At 45.6% G+C, this 20,340-nt stretch carries 18 protein-coding genes and 3 pseudogenes; 9 read left to right on the top strand and 12 right to left on the bottom strand.

What is annotated here, in order from left to right:
• Positions 1-132 precede the first annotated feature (132 nt).
• Both ftsH4 and NC980_RS24705 read right to left on the bottom strand, forming a co-directional pair.
• Entirely contained in the window at positions 133-2,016 is a 1,884-nt protein-coding gene (ftsH4, locus tag NC980_RS24710) for an ATP-dependent zinc metalloprotease FtsH4 (protein WP_190377098.1), read from the bottom strand.
• Between the two features lie 106 nt (positions 2,017-2,122).
• Positions 2,123-2,407, bottom strand: coding sequence for a DUF1830 domain-containing protein (locus tag NC980_RS24705; RefSeq protein WP_190377097.1), 285 nt, complete (start codon positions 2,405-2,407; stop codon positions 2,123-2,125).
• A gap of 576 nt (positions 2,408-2,983) precedes the next feature.
• Between NC980_RS24705 and NC980_RS24700 the strand changes: the two genes are divergently transcribed.
• The 4 genes from NC980_RS24700 to NC980_RS24685 all read left to right on the top strand — a co-directional run bounded on the left by NC980_RS24700 (position 2,984) and on the right by NC980_RS24685 (position 5,298).
• Complete coding sequence (locus NC980_RS24700) at positions 2,984-4,024, top strand: chemotaxis protein CheB (protein ID WP_190377095.1); 1,041 nt, start codon at positions 2,984-2,986, stop codon at positions 4,022-4,024.
• 232 nt (positions 4,025-4,256) lie between these two features.
• The gene (locus tag NC980_RS24695; RefSeq protein ID WP_190377094.1) at positions 4,257-4,466 is read left to right on the top strand and encodes a hypothetical protein; all 210 of its coding nucleotides are present in this window, start codon (positions 4,257-4,259) and stop codon (positions 4,464-4,466) included.
• A 289-nt stretch (positions 4,467-4,755) separates the two neighbouring features.
• Positions 4,756-4,992 (top strand): hypothetical protein, encoded by a 237-nt coding sequence (locus NC980_RS24690; protein WP_190377093.1) that lies wholly within the window; start codon positions 4,756-4,758, stop codon positions 4,990-4,992.
• A gap of 54 nt (positions 4,993-5,046) precedes the next feature.
• Positions 5,047-5,298, top strand: a complete 252-nt coding sequence (locus NC980_RS24685; RefSeq protein WP_190377092.1) for a hypothetical protein — start codon at positions 5,047-5,049, stop codon at positions 5,296-5,298.
• A 5-nt stretch (positions 5,299-5,303) separates the two neighbouring features.
• Here the strand turns inward: NC980_RS24685 and NC980_RS24680 are convergent, their stop codons facing one another.
• The gene (locus tag NC980_RS24680; protein WP_190377091.1) at positions 5,304-7,688 is read right to left on the bottom strand and encodes an NACHT domain-containing NTPase; all 2,385 of its coding nucleotides are present in this window, start codon (positions 7,686-7,688) and stop codon (positions 5,304-5,306) included.
• Between the two features lie 234 nt (positions 7,689-7,922).
• On the opposite strand from NC980_RS24680, the gene NC980_RS24675 reads away from it, so the two are divergent.
• Positions 7,923-8,348 carry a response regulator gene (locus NC980_RS24675; protein ID WP_190377090.1) on the top strand — a complete coding sequence of 142 codons (426 nt, stop codon included), beginning with the start codon at positions 7,923-7,925 and terminating at the stop codon, positions 8,346-8,348.
• Positions 8,349-8,387: 39 nt separating this feature from the next.
• Here NC980_RS24675 and NC980_RS24670 read toward each other — a convergent pair whose 3' ends face one another.
• The 3 genes from NC980_RS24670 to NC980_RS24660 form a co-directional block, all read right to left on the bottom strand.
• On the bottom strand, positions 8,388-8,594 hold the full coding sequence (locus NC980_RS24670; protein ID WP_190377089.1) for a response regulator: 207 nt from the start codon (positions 8,592-8,594) through the stop codon (positions 8,388-8,390).
• Positions 8,595-9,434 carry a fatty acid desaturase gene (locus NC980_RS24665; RefSeq protein ID WP_190377088.1) on the bottom strand — a complete coding sequence of 280 codons (840 nt, stop codon included), beginning with the start codon at positions 9,432-9,434 and terminating at the stop codon, positions 8,595-8,597.
• Positions 9,435-10,300: 866 nt separating this feature from the next.
• Complete coding sequence (locus NC980_RS24660; RefSeq protein ID WP_190377087.1) at positions 10,301-10,501, bottom strand: chlorophyll a/b-binding protein; 201 nt, start codon at positions 10,499-10,501, stop codon at positions 10,301-10,303.
• Between the two features lie 292 nt (positions 10,502-10,793).
• Here NC980_RS24660 and NC980_RS24655 point away from each other — a divergent pair.
• Positions 10,794-11,488 (top strand): annotated as a pseudogene (locus NC980_RS24655) (glutathione S-transferase).
• Positions 11,489-11,672: 184 nt separating this feature from the next.
• Here NC980_RS24655 and NC980_RS24650 read toward each other — a convergent pair.
• The 4 genes from NC980_RS24650 to NC980_RS24635 form a co-directional block, all read right to left on the bottom strand.
• On the bottom strand, positions 11,673-12,221 hold the full coding sequence (locus NC980_RS24650) for an alpha/beta hydrolase (protein ID WP_190377086.1): 549 nt from the start codon (positions 12,219-12,221) through the stop codon (positions 11,673-11,675).
• A 162-nt stretch (positions 12,222-12,383) separates the two neighbouring features.
• Positions 12,384-13,532, bottom strand: a complete 1,149-nt coding sequence (gene tal / locus NC980_RS24645) for a transaldolase (protein WP_190377100.1) — start codon at positions 13,530-13,532, stop codon at positions 12,384-12,386.
• Between the two features lie 37 nt (positions 13,533-13,569).
• A complete protein-coding gene (locus NC980_RS24640; protein ID WP_190377085.1) occupies positions 13,570-14,259 on the bottom strand; it encodes an HAD family hydrolase in 690 nt (229 codons plus the stop codon).
• A 108-nt stretch (positions 14,260-14,367) separates the two neighbouring features.
• On the bottom strand, positions 14,368-15,171 hold the full coding sequence (locus NC980_RS24635) for a DUF2996 domain-containing protein (RefSeq protein WP_190377084.1): 804 nt from the start codon (positions 15,169-15,171) through the stop codon (positions 14,368-14,370).
• Between the two features lie 171 nt (positions 15,172-15,342).
• Between NC980_RS24635 and NC980_RS24630 the strand changes: the two are divergent.
• Positions 15,343-16,013, top strand: a pseudogene (locus NC980_RS24630) (IS6 family transposase).
• 378 nt (positions 16,014-16,391) lie between these two features.
• Here the strand turns inward: NC980_RS24630 and NC980_RS24625 are convergent.
• Entirely contained in the window at positions 16,392-17,969 is a 1,578-nt protein-coding gene (locus tag NC980_RS24625; RefSeq protein ID WP_190377083.1) for a B12-binding domain-containing radical SAM protein, read from the bottom strand.
• Positions 17,970-18,559: 590 nt separating this feature from the next.
• On the opposite strand from NC980_RS24625, the gene NC980_RS24620 reads away from it, so the two are divergent.
• Entirely contained in the window at positions 18,560-18,808 is a 249-nt protein-coding gene (locus tag NC980_RS24620) for a hypothetical protein (protein WP_190377082.1), read from the top strand.
• Positions 18,809-18,882: 74 nt separating this feature from the next.
• Positions 18,883-19,296, top strand: a pseudogene (locus NC980_RS24615) (IS6 family transposase); the annotation flags it as partial.
• 16 nt (positions 19,297-19,312) lie between these two features.
• Here the strand turns inward: NC980_RS24615 and NC980_RS24610 are convergent.
• Complete coding sequence (locus tag NC980_RS24610) at positions 19,313-20,233, bottom strand: transposase (protein ID WP_190377099.1); 921 nt, start codon at positions 20,231-20,233, stop codon at positions 19,313-19,315.
• Positions 20,234-20,340 lie beyond the last annotated feature (107 nt).

The following is a 20,340-nucleotide window of genomic DNA, read 5'->3' as shown; positions in this document are numbered from 1 at the left end:
GCAAAAGAGTTCTTCTAGACTAGACATGAGGGCAAATTGGGCGGGATTTTTAGCAATTTCAGCCTATCGAGTTTGCCCCTTTCTTGTCCCATTCCTTATCCCGAACTCAGGTTAAAGTAGAAGCGATGGAATTCAAACAGCGACTTCTTGTGGTGCAGTTGTTTGGTTTGGAGACTGCACCTTGCCTAATAAACCGCGTAATTTATCGCCCTCAATCACTTCGGTTTCCAGCAGTTGAGTCGCAATCGTTTCCAGCAAATCTTGATTCTGACGCAGAATTGCGAGGGCGTGTTCGTGCGCGGTTTCCACAATCTCTTTAACTTCGATATCGATCGCCTTTGCCGTATCGTCGCTCACCATCCGTCGAGGATTGGGCGCATTATCTAAGAACATCGCCTGCTGCCCTTGCTGATACGCCAATGGACCCAGTACTTTACTCATGCCGTAGGTCGTAACCATCCGCTCCGCTAAATCGGTTGCCCGTTGCAGATCGTTAGAAGCACCCGTCGTAATGCTGCCAAAAATGACTTCTTCCGCCGATCGTCCTCCTAATAGCGTAGCAATTTGACCTCGCAGTTCAGCTTCGTTCATCAAAAAGCGATCTTCTGTCGGAAGCTGTAAGGTATAGCCGAGTGCTGCCATTCCGCGCGGCACGATCGAAATTTTCTCAACTTGACCACTTCCACCCGTTAAAGCTCCAACTAAGGCATGACCCACTTCGTGATATGCCACAATCTTCTTCTCGGTTTCGTTGAGCACCCGACTCTTTTTCTCAAGTCCAGCAACAACACGCTCGATCGCTTCTGCAAAGTCTTCTTGAGCGACAGTCTGACGCTGATTTCGCGCCGCTAACAGTGCAGCTTCATTGACCAAATTCGCAAGATCAGCTCCCGCAAATCCCGGAGTACGAGTTGCAATCGCTTTTAAGTCTACATCCGGACCAAGCTTCACTTTCTGAGCGTGAATTCTCAGAATCGCATCGCGACCCGAAAGATCTGGACGATCAACTAACACTTGCCGATCGAACCGACCCGGACGTAACAGCGCTTGATCCAAAACTTCGGGGCGGTTGGTTGCTGCTAACACAATCACTGTGGCATCGGTCGCCGCAAATCCATCCATTTCGGTCAGCAATTGATTCAGCGTTTGTTCGCGTTCATCATTCCCGCCATAAAATCCGCCACTGCTGCGAGATCTACCGATCGCATCGAGTTCATCAATAAACACAATACACGGAGCCTGCTTTTTCGCTTGATCAAACAAGTCTCGAACCCGCGAAGAACCGACCCCAACAAACAGTTCGACAAATTCAGATCCTGAAATACTGAAGAATGGAACCCCTGCTTCACCTGCTACCGCTTTCGCCAGCAGTGTCTTTCCAGTTCCCGGAGGACCTACTAATAAGACACCTTTCGGAATCTTTGCACCAATTGCTGTATATCGTGCGGGAGTCTTGAGAAAATCGACGATTTCAACTAACTCGGTTTTTGCTTCTTCGACTCCTGCAACATCGGTAAACGTAATCTTTTCTGATTCACCTTCAACGTAAACCTTCGCTTTGCTTTTTCCGATCGACAGTGCTCCCTGGGGATTATTAGCACCCCGCGCTAGAAAGAACTGCCAAATTGCTACAAAAATCAGTGGCGGAATCACCCAACCGAGTAGACTAGTAAACCAACCATTTCTCGCGGGTGGTGTCGCCGCAAACTCGACCCCTTTTTGTTCTAAAAGTTTAGGTAACTCTAAGTCAAAAATCGGAGTTGTAGAAAACACTTGCCCTGGAGTGCCATCTTCTGTTTTTAGTTGATACCGAATTTGATTTTGACCGACTGAGACTTGGCTGACCTCTCCTTCCTGGACTTGGTGAATGAACAAGCTATACGGCACAGCCGGGACTTGAGCACCTAACAAGTTGGGTAAAAACAGATTGATGAGCAGAAATGCTCCCGATACGGCTAACAAAATGTTTGCAATTAAGCGAGAACGAGGCGGAGTCGGTTTTTCTTTAAGCGCCATGCGTGTTATCAATCCTTCTGACTTAAAGTCTTCAATGAGTTCTTTAGGCTACAAAATTGTTGAATCAATTCTCAAGTATCAGAAGTTGGAGTTGGGGGCATTGAGTTTAGAATTCTGCTTCGACTGGTCGCAGCGTTTTTTTAACTTGCAATCGCTGACACAAAATTTTGTCAGACAGAACTGCGCTAACCGTTTCGCTCGTAGAAATCTCTAACTGAGCTTCTAGAGGTGCTTTGAACAAGAGCCTTTCTCCAGGAAAAATCACACGCTCGAAATACCAGTTCTCAATGTTCTGAATTCGAGCAATCTGGATTCGAGAAGTAGGGTTCATGTAGTAGCAAAGTACTAAATCGGTCTCATGTCGATCGAGGGAAGAGCTTAGTTGTCTCATAGAAAAATCTCATGGATACAACAATTCAGATGCAACACAGCACTCCATCAACAAGAATCAGTGATTGTAGAGTTTCGAGCTGTAGCAACTAAAAATCAAAATGAGGTATCAGCCTCTACAGAAATTCGTCAGCTTGAAGCCAAGCTTCAAACCAGCATTTCCTCACGACAGTAGCTACAGCGCCAGTAAAGTTGTCCCGATCGCACATGACGAAGTAAAATCCTTGAACAGTAAGGACAAACACACTGGCTGGAAGCTGGCGCATTCGAGCGCGGGAGAGTCTGTTGCTCATGACCTGTAATTGTTTCGGTTCTCAATTGTCTTAAATTGATTGATAGCATTTCCATTTTTTTAAAGATCGAACCACAGCGAAAGTTGTACTGGCAGAACTACAGTACAAGTACTTCATTACACTGTTTAGCCGTGATTGTAGACTAAAATTTAGTATCGCATTCTGCTACTGGAAAGTATGTTTTAGTACTTGTCTAATTTGTATAGTTATTGTTTGAATTCTACTAAAACATTCTAAAGATGCAGATGTGATTGAACTGTTTTCACAAGAATAAAAAGAAACTTATGCCTGGACACGACATTATTGTGATTGGAACTTCAGCTGGTGGACTCAAAGCGCTAGGCGCGATCGTTGGCGCTCTGCCTGCTGCGTTAGATGCTGTTTTACTGATTGTTCAACACCTCGAACCCAATAAGCCTAGTATTCTTCCTAAAATTCTTTCAGACGTTGGTTCTCTGCCTGCGGTTCACCCCGGTGATGGTGAAGAAATTCAACCTGGGCGCGTTTATGTTGCTCCGCCTGATTATCATTTGCTGCTGAATCAGGGCTATGTGCGAGTCATCCGTGGACCGCAAGAAAACCGATTTAGACCCGCGATCGATAGCCTCTTTCGTTCTGCTGCTCGCGCTTATGGTCCAAGGGTGGTAGGAGTCGTTCTGACAGGCTATCTTGACGATGGCACAGTCGGGTTGCAGGCAATCAAGAAACGGGGCGGCGTAGCAATCGTGCAAGACCCCAAAGAAGCAGAATATCCCAGCATGGCAAAGAGTGCATTGCAGTTTGTCAAGGTCGATCACTGCCTGCCCCTGGCTGAAATTCCAGACCTTTTAGTGCGTTTATCAAAAGAACCCACAGAATCAGAGGAAGCTTACCCCGTGACTCAAGAAATCGAAGTCGAATCGAATATTGCTGAACAAAGAATGAATACCCAGGAATTTTTGCAGAATGTTGAAGCGATCGGAACTCGAACGACCTACACCTGTCCCGAATGTAGCGGGAGTATTTGGCAGATTGGCAACAATGAGCCGCTGCGGTTTCGCTGTCATACGGGACATTCATTTACAGCGAATGTCCTGCTAGCAGAGCAAACCCAAAACCTGGAAAATGCCCTTTGGTCGGCGATTCGAGCAATGGAAGAAAAAGTCACGTTTTCGCGTCAAATGGCAGAACGGATGGAAACTCACAACCATCTAGACTCAGCCGCACAATACAACGATCATGCGGATCGCTTGGATGAGGAAGTATCCCTGATTCGGGGAATTGTTCTGAATGGTTTTGCGACAAAACGAACTATTGCCGAAGATGAGGAAGGACAACCCGCTTAATCTGATCGTGCAGGTGTGAGTTGAGGCACAAATCGTTGATGAATCAATTTGCATCGATTTGCGATCGCGTTTCAATAGAAGTTTCAATTGTGTTTAAGTTGTATCACTTTGATTAAAAACGCTCAAAAGTTGCAGACTCTAACAGGTTGCTTTCCTCAAAAAGATACAAAACAGGTTGGGTTGCTTTGAGTAAAACAGAAAGCATCAACACCGAATTAGGAGTGTCTCACTTATGGCTGCAACTTTGATGGGAGTGCCAAGTTTTCGTAATGCTCAAAGAGTCAGCTTTGTGGGCGGAGAAGGAATTGTACGAAACTACAAACCTGAAGCTGAAACCTGGACTTATTACATTGAGATGGCGCTAGGAGTAGAGCCTGAGTTTGGCAGAATCGGTGCAGAAACAATGGTGGTTCTGGCTGAGTCAGATTTGCGAGCAGCATAATCTTCAAGATGCTTTGGTTTGCGCTTTATACAACAAACTGGAGGTCTCTTGAATGTCTATTCCGCAATATGCTTTATTTTGCCTGATGGTGCTTGTCTCGCTCTTGATATCACTAGAGCGAATGGGAACAGCACTGGATGAAGCTGACATTGGAGGTTTCTGCATCTTGGGTATGTGTTGCAGGAACGATCGCAGGCTTACCGATTTTGTTGTGATTGCAGGGCTTTAACCCATTCAATGCTGCTGGAAATGCAGATGAACTGCTTTTTTGAAAAATCTCATTACAACCATGAATTCTAAACAGTTGTCGAACTTCTCATTTTTGCTCTCCTTGAAGTACGGCATCTGGATTCTCTGGACTCCTCTCTGGGTATTCGGAACAATCGAGCGAGTTGTAGCTGCCTTTGCTGACCATTCCATCTCGCCTGTAGACTTTCTGCAAATCTCGATCGCTGCTTTTTTTCTATTCGGTTGGCTGCTGTTAAAGCCATCGTTGTACCTTTGCTCTGATATTGAGCAAAGCTGAAATTTGACCAATTCTGTAATTTTTAATCACTATTGAATCAACAAGGAGTTACCCATGTCTGGACAAATGTGCTGGCTATCCAGCTCAAATTATCAGGGTCAATTGATTCTGCATTTAAGAGAACGTTCGTTTGAACCTTGGCTGCCCTACACGGTATGTCCTCAACATAAAGTCCCTGATTATCTCATTCCTGGTGGTTCCAAAGGGTGGAGTACCTACCAAAAGCTGAGGCAAGCAGGCTGGACGTTAATCCCTACTGCTCAAGCCCAAAATGCAGTCATTAGACCAGAAGTTCAACGGGTCTAAAACAGTTAACTCCACTGCCATTCTCTGTCCTCAAGTTCCTTCTGAGGTAACAATAAGGTTACTTCAATTTCCTGCCGAACTGCGGCTGTTACTGCACAACCCGTATTCAGACAATCTATCAGCAATTGATTCGCAGTATAGTACTGTTGCAACAGGTGCTGCTGCTCAGGACTAAAGTTCCATTGATGCTGAGTGTTACGATGCTCAGAGATGGCTGCTCTAAGCTGCTCTGCCCAACTTAGAGCGCTCGTTTTCCACCATGTCTGAAATTCTTTTCGATCCTTTGCTAGGTCTGGAAGTTGGTCTTTAAGCTGTTGCAGCGATCGATGTAAATTGATATCCATGACCAGAATTAGAGCATTGTCGAGAGCATCAACACAGGCACGAGCATACGTGACATTGCCAGCGTCGGCTCCTTTAGCGTTGCGCTTGGCACTCATCGTACACTTTCGGACAAGATTATCTAATGCCATGTCGAGAAAAACTCCTTGATCTAGTGTCGAAGAAAGTGCGAGAAGTGGCACGAGTTGTGGCTGATGTGTAAGGGCATGGTGAAAGGCGCGAATTGCAGTCGGCGAGGGAGGAGCGGCAAGCGATTTTTGGTGTGCCCAGCCTAAGAATTTTTGTACATCCTGATCTTGAGCCACAAGTGCATCAATCTGCCGCTTCATCAACAGCACAAGCGGGTCTGCGCTGCGAAGCATCGCCGCCGTTAACAAAAAAACTTCCCGCCAGCGAGGATCGGTAATATGACTGACTAAGCGATCGAGGGGTTGCTCTGTGGCTTGCAGGTTGTAATTTGCCACAATTTTTCGTGCTGTAAAATATTCTTGAAAGGCTAAATCGGAAAACGAGAAAATCCCTCGTACTCGCTCGGTGAGTAGTCCATGTTGGAGTTCTATCGCTTTAAGGATTCCTTCGCTCTCGATTTGCAACTCTTCTAGCTCGATTTCTCCTCCGGGGAACTGCGAAGCAATCGTGCTGCGATTTTCCTCCAGGATCATCGAAGCAGTCGGCAAATCACGAAGATAGTCGCTAATGTATTCCTTAATGCTGTGTTGTTCAAAAAAGCACTTACCCTGCTCGAATGTGATCGCAGCAATCTGACTCAGCAGCTTGAGTTTTTGGGGCAATGAGAATCCTTGATACAGTTCCTCCCGCTCAAATCCTTTTGCTTCATCCCATTTGGACAGCAAAATATCGATACATTGCCGATAAAACTCCGATCGCTGGCTCGGGAATTGGTGCTGGTACTGAAACATCCAGCAGGCGAGATGTAGAAACAAGGGAGTTGCAGCAAGTTGGCGGAACGGTAGATTTTCGGACAAGTTGAGTTTCTCAATAAACTGACCTGCCTGTTCTCGCCCCTCTTGAGGAGTGATTTTTGTGAATGCCTCAAACCACTTCTGTCCAAAGGCAGCAATTTGAGCTTGAGTAAACGGAGCAATTTCAACATCAGTGAAGCGATTCAAGCTGAGTGATTTCGCTGCGGTGCGACAGGTGACAACAAATAGATTCTGTTGATAGTTTTCCGAAAATCTACGAATCTCCTTCACGACTGCCTTACTGTCTTGACCGCATTCATCTAACCCATCGAGCAACAGCAACATTTTTCCCGATCGCAACAAGGCTTCGACCACGTCGGAATCTGAAATGCCAGAGGTGAGAAATTCCTCGCGAATGTAGTGAATTAAACTGAATTCATCCATCGCTCTAGACTCGTCAGCAAAATCCCGCAGCGTGATAAAAATGGGAATCCGATTTGCTGCAAATCGACCCCGGTTGCACTGAATGGCGAGATGCTGCAAAAAGGTAGTTTTACCTGCTCCAGGTTTGCCCAATACCCGAAGCTTCGAGTAGGTTTCGACGGCTCTTGTTCCCTCCGTTTGAGTCTGAGACATCTCGCCGAGTCCAAAGCGATCGAAGTCTTTTGATGTAAAGTTTTGCAAGTCAGAAATTCCTAGCCATTGTTGGCTGACGATTTCTTCCAAGATGTTGACATCAATGTAAAGGTCGTCAATTTTGATAGGACGGCTCACGTTCAATAACTGCAACGTGCCACACTGATTTTGCACTTTGTCCTGACGTTGTACTCTCACCTGACGGACTAGGCTCTCCATTTCCGGAGGAGTTTCATCTGCCTGTTTAGGCTCTGATCTTGCGATCGCAGAATGTTCAGCGATGTCTTGCCAATCTAGCCCTAAAGCAGAACACAATTCGATAAAAATATGACGTTCCACCGGACGACCTGTGAAAAATCTCCAAACGGGTTGGCGGGTCCTAAGGTTCACTTCCATTGCCAAGCCTTCCTGCGTCCAGCCCGTGCGATCAAAGGCGCTTTTAGCTTGTTTGATTCCCGCTTCTGTCGCTTGGAACGATCGCTTTGCCATCAGAAAAACCCTGTGCTCAAGATTCATTACCCACAAGCGCCTGGATCTTAATATTTATCTTTAGAATCGTAATCTTTCGGTAGAAGCAGACTCCGCGAAACTGAAGTGATTTCTGCTCTAGGAAATGCAAGTGCAACGATTGAAAATAAGTCCTCTTTTGGATATCTCTAAGGTAAGAGGTAACTAAGCTGGGTTGTAGAACACACTGAAATTTAACCTTAGTCGAGTTACAAAGTGAACACTTTAACGACTCCATCAATTTCCGTGGCGGATCGCATTCTAGTCGTCGATGACATTGAAGATAACTCTGTTCTGCTTCAAGTCGTTCTAGAGCAAGAAGGCTACGAGGTAGATGTGGCAAACAGCGGTCGAGAGGCATTAGACAAAGTTGAGTACCACCAACCCGACTTAATTTTGCTGGATGTAATGATGCCGGAAATGAATGGGTTTGAAGTGACGCAACGGATTCGGCAAAACAATCGTATTTCCTTCATTCCAATTTTGTTGATTACAGGGTATGACCAGTTCAATTCAGCAGAAGGATTTGAATTCGGTGCAGATGACTTCATTCGTAAACCCGTTGACTTTAATCTTTTGCTCGATCGTATTCGCACTATCTTGCCCGAGGACCGCAACGATCAAGCGTTCCGAAGCCGTTAATCGCTTCGAGTGAAATGACCAGCGTTCGTGTTGCTCGCTTTATGCAGATGCGACTAATTCACTAACGATCGCGATTACTTTCTCTGGAACAGCAGGTTTAGCTAGATGACGCTGAAACCCGGCGGAGATTGCTTGCTGCTGATCTAATTCTCCAGCGTAAGCGGTTAGCGCGATCACGGGAACTTGTTCACCATTGGGCAGGGAGCGAATCTGATTAAGCAACATATAGCCATCCATCTCTGGCATTCAAACGGGCGGCATGACAACTTTTCGAGCGATTCCTAGCGTTTTGAGCGTCTGAATTGCCCACCAAGTCACATCAATCTGCCACCATTTCCAGCCTGCTTTTGCCACATTCGGATGAGCATGATGATTATTGTGCCAACCTTCTCCAAATGCAAGCAGGGCTACCCACCAGAGATTACGCGACCCATCTTCGGTGTCAAAAGTTCGATTGCCAAATAGATGAGTGGCTGAGTTGATCAGCCAAGTTGTATGCCAAAGCAATACAATTCGAACAAATACACCATAGACGACGAATGACCAACCACAGATCGCATAAAGCAGCAGTCCAATCGGTAGTTGTAAGAGTAGGAAATAGCGATCGAGCCACAGGTAAAACGGATCGCGAGCTAAGTCAGGTGCGTATCGGTAATAGGTTTCAGTCGCAAAGAATTGATCGCGTGGATAAAGAATCCAAAGAATGTGACTCCACCAGAAGCCCCGTCGAGCAGAATAAGGATCTTTCTCGACATCTTCAGTAAAGGCGTGATGTAATCGATGTCCAGATACCCAGAAGATTGGACCTCCCTGCATTGCAAGTGCGCCCAGAAAGCCAAAGGTATACTCTAGTGCCTTCGGAACTTGGAAACTGCGGTGAGTCAATAAGCGATGATAACCCAAACAGATCCCAAGGCTGCCAAATAGCCAATGAAGTGTAAGCATAACTCCGAATGCTGACCAAGAGAAAAACCAAGGCGCAAGGAGCGCGAGCAGATGAACTGTGCTGAAAAAGACGACATTCGTCCAGTTCAGTACGAGCGGTTGCTGTTCTGTTAAAGCAGAACTAGAAGATTGCACAGTCACAAATTTCCTTAGACGTATTAAAGTATTGGTGTAACAAAGCCTGAATTATGCTGCGTACAACTCTGTTTTAGAGAAAGTTGCAGAATGCCATCTACAGCTTTTGAATGTTTTATCAGAATTTGTATAAGTTATACGTAAGTTATACGTTGATTTAGATTGAACAGCAGTTTGCCAAAATTAGCTTGATTAACGAATTCCTAAACTGATGGTTAAGACTCAAATTCTAAGTCAGTTGCCCGCTCACTTTAGCGATCGAGTTCTTTGCTGTTATGTCAACGCTGCCGCTAACTCAAGCTTGCCCGAATCGTCAACATTTCAAACTGGTACCTTAAGCAAGTTATTTTGACTGGCGACAAGCCTTTGTTTGAAGTATGTCCGGGAGCTGAACTCGAAATCTATATTTTCTGACGACTCACGCACAACTCGCATTAAGCCTTAATTTTGTTTTACCGCCTCGCTAGTAATGGCTCTTCGTCAGGGATTACAGGTTTATAGTCTCGACAGTTAATTGCTTCTTCTGTCAAAGCTTTGCATGGATAGAGTGTGCATTTCAAATTGTACTCCCCTGTAAAGAAAGTACAGTCACTACAGGGAACTTGATGTAATCGTTGAAGATTTGCCCAACCTTGCAGCAAAGCTTGCCACATCGAGATTAAGAAGCCGATAAGAACGAGCCAAATACAAATTGTGAAAATTGCTCTTCCAAGATGTGAAATGTCTTGAAGTAAAGCCGCTATCAGCATGGTAGAACCTTAAGGAGTTTTAATCAGATGTGTGAGAACCCATAGAGAAAAGCGTGATATCTGAACTTGCTACTAATTTAGTATTTTTAGTATTGTTGTCGTCATGAGAAAGAGGTCTGTTGCTTACTTGATCAAGTGCAGAAGACTTCGCAGAACGCTCACGCCTGGCAAATCCCACAATAGATAGGCTGCAAATCCGATCATTGCTAAACGTCCGTTCCATAATTCTGCTTGGGGATTAAAGCCGAACAGAAAAGCATTGCGATCGATACCATTGTATTCTGTAGCGACGGGAGGTAATTTGATGGCTTTGTTAGTTTGCATGATTTACATTTCTTAATGAACTCCTTTCATGGTATTGACAGAGTTCACGTTTGCTATTGACCTTTAGAGGCATCTCTTCACGATTCGGTTAGATTCGTGATCAAGGCAATGAGTTGAGCATCATTGATCGGTCTTGCAATATGAATCTGAAAGTTAGCCCCGATCGCGGACTGTGCTAAAAAGTTTCCGGCGCTCTGGTCTGTCGAATTAGAGACAGTTCACTCTCATTGATAGAGGAGTAAGCATAAAGAATGAAGTAATCTAATCAAGCTGTAGCACTTTAACCGATTTTATGCTGATTGTTCATCACTTAAATAATTCTCGCTCTCAACGTGTATTGTGGCTGCTAGAGGAACTCGGATTAGAGTATGACATTCAGTACTACCAACGCGACCCCGAAACTTTATTAGCACCAGCATCTTTGCATCAGGTACATCCTCTAGGAAAATCTCCTGTCGTGACTGACGGGGACTTAACTCTGGCAGAATCGGGTGCGATTGTTGAATACTTGATCGATCGATATGGTGAAGGGCAGTTGATTCCTCCACCGGATACATCCGACCGATTGCGTTACGCCTATTGGCTGCATTATGCTGAAGGATCGGCAATGCCACCACTACTGTTAAAGCTGATCTTCGATCGCATCGAACAGCAATCGATGCCGTTTTTCATCAAGCCCGTCGCCCGTTTGATCACAAGTCGGACTAAGCAAGCCTTCATCGAACCTCAACTGATGCAGCACCTAGACTACTTAGAAGCAGAACTTGGAAAAAGCTTATGGTTTGCTGGAGATGATTTTACAGGCGCTGACGTTCAGATGAGTTTTTCGATCGAAGCAGCAGTTGCACGAGCAGGTTTAGACAGAAGCCGCCCGAAGTTAATTGAATTTTGCGTTGCCTTTGGCACAGCGTAGCTGCCCGCATTCACAGTCGTCCAGCTTATCAGCGGGCATTAGAAAGTGGCGGTGCATACGAGTTTGCAAGTTGATAACAACGCAGTTTCTAGAATCTGTCATCAAGTCAATCGCCTGCGATTTCTGCAAGCAAAGGAGAATCTAAAAAACACAAGCGATCGCAATAACGCGATCGTTCCATTCTTAAACAACCTGCACAAGCTCTGAAATAGTCCAAACTCTACAATCGCAAGCGTATGTCTATCTTTGCGATCGCAGTTAGTTAATCCGAAAAATATCCGGCAAATTCTGAATGCGTTGGGCAAGCTCAGAGATTTGAGTATAAGTCGTAATCAACTCTTTTCCGTCCACATTGAGTTGACGAGTCGGATACTTCTGAAAGACTTCAATCAGTGAAATTCGATTGTCGCCACTGGCAGACAAGACTAGCGCGGCTCGAAGGGCTTGACGATTTGAGGCGTTTGCAGGTGTTTGAATGGTGCGACCAATGCGATCAAGCGCAAAATCTCCTGCCGGACTGTTTAGCACACGATCAAGCGTAATCAGTCGCACCGGAATTTCTCGGGTGAGGGCGGATCTAACTGCCTCTGGGCTTTGGTTCGTGCGCCGTAGATAGTAACTAATGGTCGAAGACTGCCTACCTGTTTGGGCAAACTCAGCCAGTTCCTGAACGGAAAACGTTTCACTGAACGCACCATATCGAAACACGATTGCGTCTGCTGCGACCGCTGAATGACCCCAAACTAAGGTGCTAACACCAATGACCAAGCCTGCAAGACTGTGGCGAATTGAGGAAAAGAGTTTCATAAATTGCGAATTTATAAGATTGTTCTCACAGTCTACAAAGTGCTTTTTACAATCAGCCCTCCCAAACGTTAGAACACTGGTGAGGATGACGCATCTTTAGACAGGTTTATGAGAAAATGCCTGAGATTCACAAAGAAACCTTTGTGCATGAAGAAGTGACAATTAAACTGAGGCAAGTTGTTTTACTTTCCCTTCCAAGGACTGCATAATTGCCTGGTACGGCTTGATGAACTTATCAATCCCATCTTTTGCAACATCCTCCATCACTTGGTCAAGATTGATATCGATGTCTGGATCTTTCAGATTCTCGATCAGCGTGTGTGCTTTATCTAAATCTGTAGTTAAGCGATCGGCAACATCACAATGATCTGCACAAGCTTCGATTGTTGCGGGCGGCAGTGTATTCACCGTATCTGCACCGATCAGCGCATCCACGTACATCACATCGCTATAGGTTGGGTCTTTCGTTCCTGTGCTTGCCCACAGTAGACGCTGAACATTTGCGCCTTTTGCTTTGAGTGCTTGCCATCGATCACTGTTCACCAGTTCTTGATACTTCTCATAGGCAAGTTTGGCATTTGCGATCGCAACTTTCCCTTTGACCGCACTCAACTGAGCTGAAAATTGCGCTCCATCTGTTCCAACCGTCTTAAGCTTTTCATCAAGGAGTTCATCAACCCTGCTATCAATTCGACTCAAGAAGAAACTAGCAACGGATGCAATCTTGCTAATGTCCTGATTCTTCGCCACACGCGCTTCTAGTCCACGCAAATAAGCCTCAGCCGCATCAACATAGTTTTTCAGGCTAAATAAAAGCGTGACATTCACATTGATGCCATCTCGGATCACTCGTTCGATCGCTTCAAACCCGCTCAGCGTTCCAGGAATCTTAATCATGACGTTTGCGCGTCCGATTTCCTGATAGTAGCGGTGAGCATCCTCGATCGTCGCTTGCGTGTCATCTGAGATCGTCGGACGAACCTCGATGCTGACATAGCCATCTAAGCCGCCTGACTCTTCATAAATCGGTTGCAAAATATCACAAGCATTCCGAATATCATCAAAAATTAGCGATTCATAAATCTGCTCAACTGACTTTTGAGCTTGAATGCCTGCTTCAATGTCAGCATCGTAGAGCTTACTACCAGAAATTGCTTTCTCAAAGATAGCTGGATTAGTCGTAATACCGCGAATACCCCGTTTTTCAATCATGCGTCGTAGTTCACCCGACTGAATCAAATCACGGGTCAAATTATCCATCCAAATACTTTGTCCATAGTCCCAAACTGCCAAAATCTGATTACTCGCCATCATATCCTCCTAAATCGCTATCTGTTCTTGACTTTTTCTACTTCGATTGAACTGCTTCGCGCCGTCCCAGTGGTGACTGTTCGTAGTGTTGTAGTAAATCGGCTGGGTTGTCGTAAATTGCGATCGCATCTACAAGCTGAGCATCATCAAAGTCTCCACAGCGAAACGCAATCACACTTACTCCAGCAGCAGAGGCAGCTTGAATATCATAAGGGGTATCTCCGAGCATAATGGCTTGCTCTGGTTGCAGTTGCACCTTGCTGAGCGCCGCTTGTACCAAATCTGGCTCAGGTTTAGAAGCCTCGGCATCATCAGAAGTTGTCTGCGGTTCCTCACCAAGCAAGTCTTCCACTTCAGCAGCTTTCAGTAAGCTCGATAACTCTTCGCTTGTGGCTGAACTCGCAACCACTAATTTGAAGCCATCTTGCTTCATTCGTTGAATCAGATCTCGTGAACCAGGAGCAGGCGCTAAATCCGCACTGAACTTTTCAATGATCAATTCTTTTCGTCGATCGGCAATTTTTTTACCAACTCCTTCTTTTCCATCGAGTTCTGTAACCATGCGCGGAATCACCTGATCGCTGCCCATCCCAATCAGCGGACGAACTGCTTCAAATTTAATCTCGTATCCCTGCTCTGCAAACGCTTCGACATAAGCATGAGCGTGAGCATCATTACTGATGACCAATGTGCCGTCAATATCGATGAGTACACCTTGAACTGTCATGATTTAACCTTGATTACTACGTTCTTCCATTGCGCAAGATCTAGAAGCACTTACATTTCACAGAAAGCGATCGCTACATTCCTAGCTCACAAAACTTTGTCACGAAGACTAATTGCGACCAATCCACTTTTCAGCATGGAGTCTCTGAACCACGCCCATTACCAAAACATCTAAATTTACTTTACGTTCATCGATCCAGAATGGCTCAAGCGTTGATGAATGCGTTCCAGCGTTAGCCAGCGAAAACCCTCGCTGCCCCTGAACGTCGTCATCAAAAAAGTAAACAATGAATTGGTCTTGTCCTCGATTCCAATGTCCAATCACTTGTGAACACTCGGCGTGAGTATAGCCCGGAAGCAGCATTTTTTGTTCCTGAAACGTGATATTCACGTCTGGAAGCTCTAGGTTATCTAGCATGTTTTGAAGCGCAGGTACATAGTCCTGCTGCACAAAATCTGCAAATGGTTTTGTTTCAGCACCAGGCGCTTTAGACTTCTTCTCTTGTGCTGGCTGTGCCGTTTTCTCTTTCGCTGGTTTTGCTTGAGATCCAGGCTTGCCCTCGATACTCTCTTTAGTCGTTCTGATTCTAGATTCATCTAGATTTAGAGCGTTGGGATTATCTCCACTCACTGCACTGGGATCAGGAGCATTCGCTGAAGGAATGCTTGAAGCTTGAGCTACCGTTGTACTAACAATATTTTCTTTGATAACATCCTTGGCATTTCTGGCAACACTGATGTTTTCTTCTTCGATCGAAGGTGCTTCTTCAGGAGAATTAGGAGCGTCGTCACTAGATTCATCTCTCTCAGCTTGAGGGGCTTTATCTATTTCTGGCTCAACTGCTTCAGGCTGAGATTCACCAGTTTCAGAAGTTTCTTGCTTAGAGAGATTTGTGATTGCTTCAGATGACATGAGTACTTAGCCTGGAACGACTGTTGAAATTCTGTCTATATTTACTAGCGTAGAGCCTCAATCAATTGTTTCGTCCTCCTAATTGCTGAGAAGCGAAAAGCCTCTCGTCAAAGGGTTGTGTCGCAAAAATGGTAGGGTGTGAAAGCTCAATTTTCTCTAGCCCTGCTCTAAATGACGACCGATTCCTTGTTCAAATGGCGGCACTTTTTGCCTGAGATCATCTTGCTAAATGTACGCTAGTACTTCGTTATTCCTTGAGCTACCGAAATTTGGAGGAGATGATGCAAGAGCGCGGAGTCGCCGTGGATCATTCGACCCTCAATCGGTGGGTGCTGAAATTCGCGTCAGAAATAAACAAGCGGATTCGTGGGTTCTTGAAGCCCACGAACGACTCGTGGAGGGTGGGCGAAACCTACATCGAAATCCGAGGAGAGTGGAGATACCTGTACCGAGCGGTGGATTCGGAAGGCAACACGCTGGACTTCATGCTCAGTGCGAAGCGGGCTGCCGCCTTGCCATCCCGCTTTTTTCGCAAAGTGTTAGAAGCCAAGCATACTCAGACTCCCCGAGTGATTACCGTGGATAAAAATGCAGCGTATCCCGTGGCGATGCATGAATTGAAGCAAGAGAAAACATTGAAAGCCGAGACCGAATTGCGGCAGCGCAAATATTTGAATAACCTCATTGAGCAAGACCACCGGAACATCAAACGAATTGTAAAACCGATGATGGGCTTTCAATCGTTTAACACGGCGAGAAGAACCTTGCGCGGAATTGAGGCAATGGCTATGGTTCGCAAAGGACAAGTGAAAGAAATTAGTCAAGGGGACAGTGTATCTTAAGCAAGATTCATCAACGAACTCTTCGGAGTGAGTGCTTAAAACAATACGGACGAGACCAGTTCGTTTGTTACTTTAAAATCTTTGCGACACAACCTGAATTGGGAGTGCTACAACTCTACTCTCCACACTAGGAAAAATCTTTAAGATGCTAGCTTTAATTACTGTCCCTCTACAATCAACGCCTCAGTTGATGCGAGGTCATGTCTCATCGAACGCACTCGATCGAAGTATGACAAATCGGCATATTTGCCCATGCTGTTCCTATGTTTTACTTCGACCTATACGATCGGGAAATGTGTACTGGCGTTGTAGCCATTGTTATCAAGAAATGCCTGCCTGGCTGTAACCTATAGCACACTCCAATACCCTATTAGGCTACTATATGAGTATTGGCGCTAGATCAGGTGCTACAGATCTCTGAAGCGGATCATAACCGAGCTGTTGAGTAATCCTCTCTCTCGCTAACGCACGGTACTCCCAAAAATGTTCTCCAGCAGCGCACAATCCCAAATACATATTGAGAACCTGCGGTTTCTTGAGCAAAATAATCCAGAGTTGATACCAGAATTGTCTCCGGATCTCTGGTCGGCATATTCCCTGATGCCAGATTAGTTGGGCAACCAGTGGCAACCCCTTACTCAGCGGAAATTGCATGGTTTGCTTTCGGCTTTTCAAGGAACCGATCTTGAGACATTGCTGTAAACAGCGTCTTAGATAATTCTGAGGCTCATACAGTGTCCAAAATCCTTCAACATACTCTCTAGCAACGTCTGTAATAGGGCGCGTTGGAATGAAATTCATTAGAGTATTCTGGTCACCTGTCGGATGGCTGTTGCCTTCAATTAATCGCTGCTCCTTTTTAAGCCGCTCCCAAAGGGCTGTATTGGGTAAAGCCTGAAGGATGCCTAACATCGGTTGAGGAATGCTGGTTTGTTCGACAAATGCTTGAATGCGATCGCCCGCCCCTGCTCGTTCTCCATCAAAACCGAGAATAAACCCTGCATAGATCAGCAAACCTGCCTCATTAATTTTGTCACAGGCTTCCACAAGCGGATTACGAGTGTTTTGCAGTTTGCGGGTGACTTGTAAGCTATCTTGGTCAGGAGTTTCAATGCCAAGGAAAACGGCAAAGAAGCCTGCTTCACTCATCAATTGGAGCAATTCATCATCCTCTGCCAAATTGACTGAGGCTTCCGTAATAAAGCTGAACGGATAGTTGTGCTGTTGCATCCAGGGAATCAGTTCCCGCAGGAAGCGTTTGACGTTTCGCTGATTGCCAATAAAGTTGTCATCCACAATGAAGAGTGAGCCACGCCAACCCAGGTTATAGAGGGTTTGCAACTCAGCCAAGGCTTGGTCAGGTTCTTTTGTGCGAGGTTTGCGACCATAGAGAGAAATAATGTCACAAAATTCGCAGTTGAAGGGACATCCGCGTGAAAACTGGATTGCCATCATCAAATAGGCATCTCGTTGCAGCAAATCAAAGCGTGGTACAGGGCTTTGGGTGACATCCGGCTTCTCAAGGGAACGAAAGATTCCTTGAGTTTCGCCACGATCAATCGCTTCCAGGAATTGAGGAACCGTCATCTCCCCTTCATCTAGGATCAAGAAATGGGCACCAGCATCGAGGGCATCTTGGGGCACAGAGGTAGGATAGGGTCCACCTACGGCTACTTTCTTACCGAACCGAACCGCTTTGCGAATCAATGCTTGAAAGTCTGGCTTTTGCACCAGCATGGCTGAAAGAATCACGAGATCACACCATTCCCAATCAGCTTCGGTTTCACAGTTAACATTGCGATCGAAAAACCGAATTTCCCAATCGGATGGCAGTAACGATGCAACTGTAATAATTCCTAGCGGTGGAATCACTGCTTTCAATCCAGCCATTTCCATGAAGCGATCGTAAGACCAGAAGGACTGAGGAAATTGAGGATAGAGCAGTAGTACTCTCATAAATTTCTTTAATAATTTATAGTTGACCTTGATGCAGTGAGAAGCATTGTACAAATAAGCAATTTGAAATCTTTTAGATTTCCTTCGCATCTTCTACAGTGACGACAAAGCATTGATCCATGACAGTTAGAACAGTAATACAAAGTCCCAACTGGATAGGATGAAGTAAACCGACGAAGTAAACCAGCAGAACAACGGAGACAAATAGGCTAGTTCGTCACGCTTTGATCAAATGCGGTAGTAATCAGTACACTAGAACTCGGACTCAGTCGGACTCAGTGCAGAAGTTGATTTCAGATGCATAATGATAAACACCAGCATTGCAAGGCATTTACATTACAAGAAACGTAGGTTATATCATTTGTAGTTTTCGTCTATCTAAAGTATGGCAAATTGTAAAATTGATTAGTTCATTACCAGGCTATTTGAGGGCACTTGTACAAATTGACTCAGCCGGTGAATGGATTGAGATGGTCGCTCAATTAGTGAGTCAGGCTTCTCGTCGAGAGTGAAACTTGTAAAATTACCCTTGAAAGCTGTCGAGTCCGATTACCAGGAGTCCATTTTCAGTTTCAGGCAGGAGAAATGGGATGAGCGAGACTGGAAAATCTATACCCGTAGACTGGCTCAACAGCAGCGGTGAAATGGGTAAACTGATTCGCTTGATGGACTGGTCAAACACACCACTCGGTCCCATAGAGCAGTGGTCGCAAAGTTTACGAACGACTGTCAGCCTCTGTCTTGCCTCAAACTTCCCCATCAACATTATTGGTTGTGTCGCAAAAATGATAGGGTGGAAAAACCCAATTTTCTCTAGTCTTGCTCTAAATGACGACTGACTCCTTGTTCGGTATTGTCAGCTTAACCGTGAGGCAGGATAATTGTACTGCTTCGATTCGGATCGTTACCGCCCATGTATTCTCGTCATCGTTTCCCATCTGAAATTATTAGTTATTGTGTCTGGTTGTATTACACCTTTCCCTTGAGCTACCGGGATATCGAGAAACTGATGCTGTATCGGGGCATTGAAGTGACCTACGAAACGATACGGGAATGGTGTCAGAAGTTCGGGCAGCAATACGCGAATCAATTGCAGCGTAAGCGTTCATACGTCACTGACAAGTCGCATCTCGATGAGATGGTGGTCATGATTAAGAAACAGCAATATTATCTGTGGCGAGCAGTCGATTCAGAAGGAAATTTGCTGGATGTCTTGCTGCAACGCCATCGAGACACCAAGGCAGCAGAACGCTTTTTCCGCAAGCTATTGAAGAAACAGGGCTTCGTGCCACGAGTGATTGTCACCGATAAATTGAAGAGCTACGAAGATACTGTGTTAGTTGTCAAGCCAAGATTGCAAAATTGGGGTCAAAAGGACAACCTGATTTGAGGACACCGTAAGCCAGATGGAGCAGCTTTCGCATTGCTGCCCCAATTACTTGCTTCTTTGCCTTTCCCTTTGCCAACAACCGTTCGCAGAACGCCGCAATCAACGGATTGAAACGTCTAGCTGACATCGCTGGCAGATACAAGGCTTTGCGTAACCGAGCATTCGCGACTCGCGACAGCCCAGGTCTGCCCCGCACCGAAGACCCACTCGACCGTTCTTTCGGGGTCAAGCCTGCATAAGCGGCAAGTTGGCGGGAGGATTCAAATAAACTCCAATGCACAATCTCAGAGAGCAAAATGGCAGCCGTGTGTTCTCCAATGCCCGGAATCGACACCAACAAATCACGCTGTTGTTTCAGTCCTGGATGGTCATCAAAGTGGTCTTTGACCTGTTGCTTTATCTCTTCGATATCCTGTTCTAAATAGTCAATATGCGCTTGAATCGATTTCTGTAACTTTGGTGTTGCTGTTTCTAATCGATTTCGTTCTTGCACAACCATTTGCTGTAATGCTTCCAATCGTCGCAGTAATAGCTGCAATTGCTTCACTTCAGGGGCAGGAGGCTGCCACGGTTCTGGCTGTAGCGCGATGCAAAATCGCAAGATTAATTGAGCATCAGCTTTATCCGTTTTGGTGCGCGAGAGTTCACTAATTGCAAACCCTTTGATTCGAGCAGGATTAACGATACTGACCGTGTGCCCTTGGCTGTGCAGAAATTCTGCCACGCCTTCCCCATAGGTGCTAGTCGCTTCGAGGCAGGCGTGAACCGTTCCTGCTCCTTGCTGCTTCAGCCATTGCTGCAATTCATCAAACCCATTGGCATCGTTCTTAAACACTTTGAGCTTGGGCTTATTGCCTGACTTGCTTTCAACGATATTGTCAGGTTAACCGGAATGTAGAATAATCGTACTGGTTCAACGCTCGCTCTCAACTTCTTTCCCATGTATTCCCGACATCGATTCCCTGGCGAAATTATTAGCCA

Source organism: Leptolyngbya sp. AS-A5 (assembly GCF_039962495.1).
Lineage (GTDB): Bacteria > Cyanobacteriota > Cyanobacteriia > Leptolyngbyales > Leptolyngbyaceae > Leptolyngbya.
Note: the sequence above shows the minus strand (reverse complement) of the source record. Positions and strands in the feature narration are given on the sequence as shown.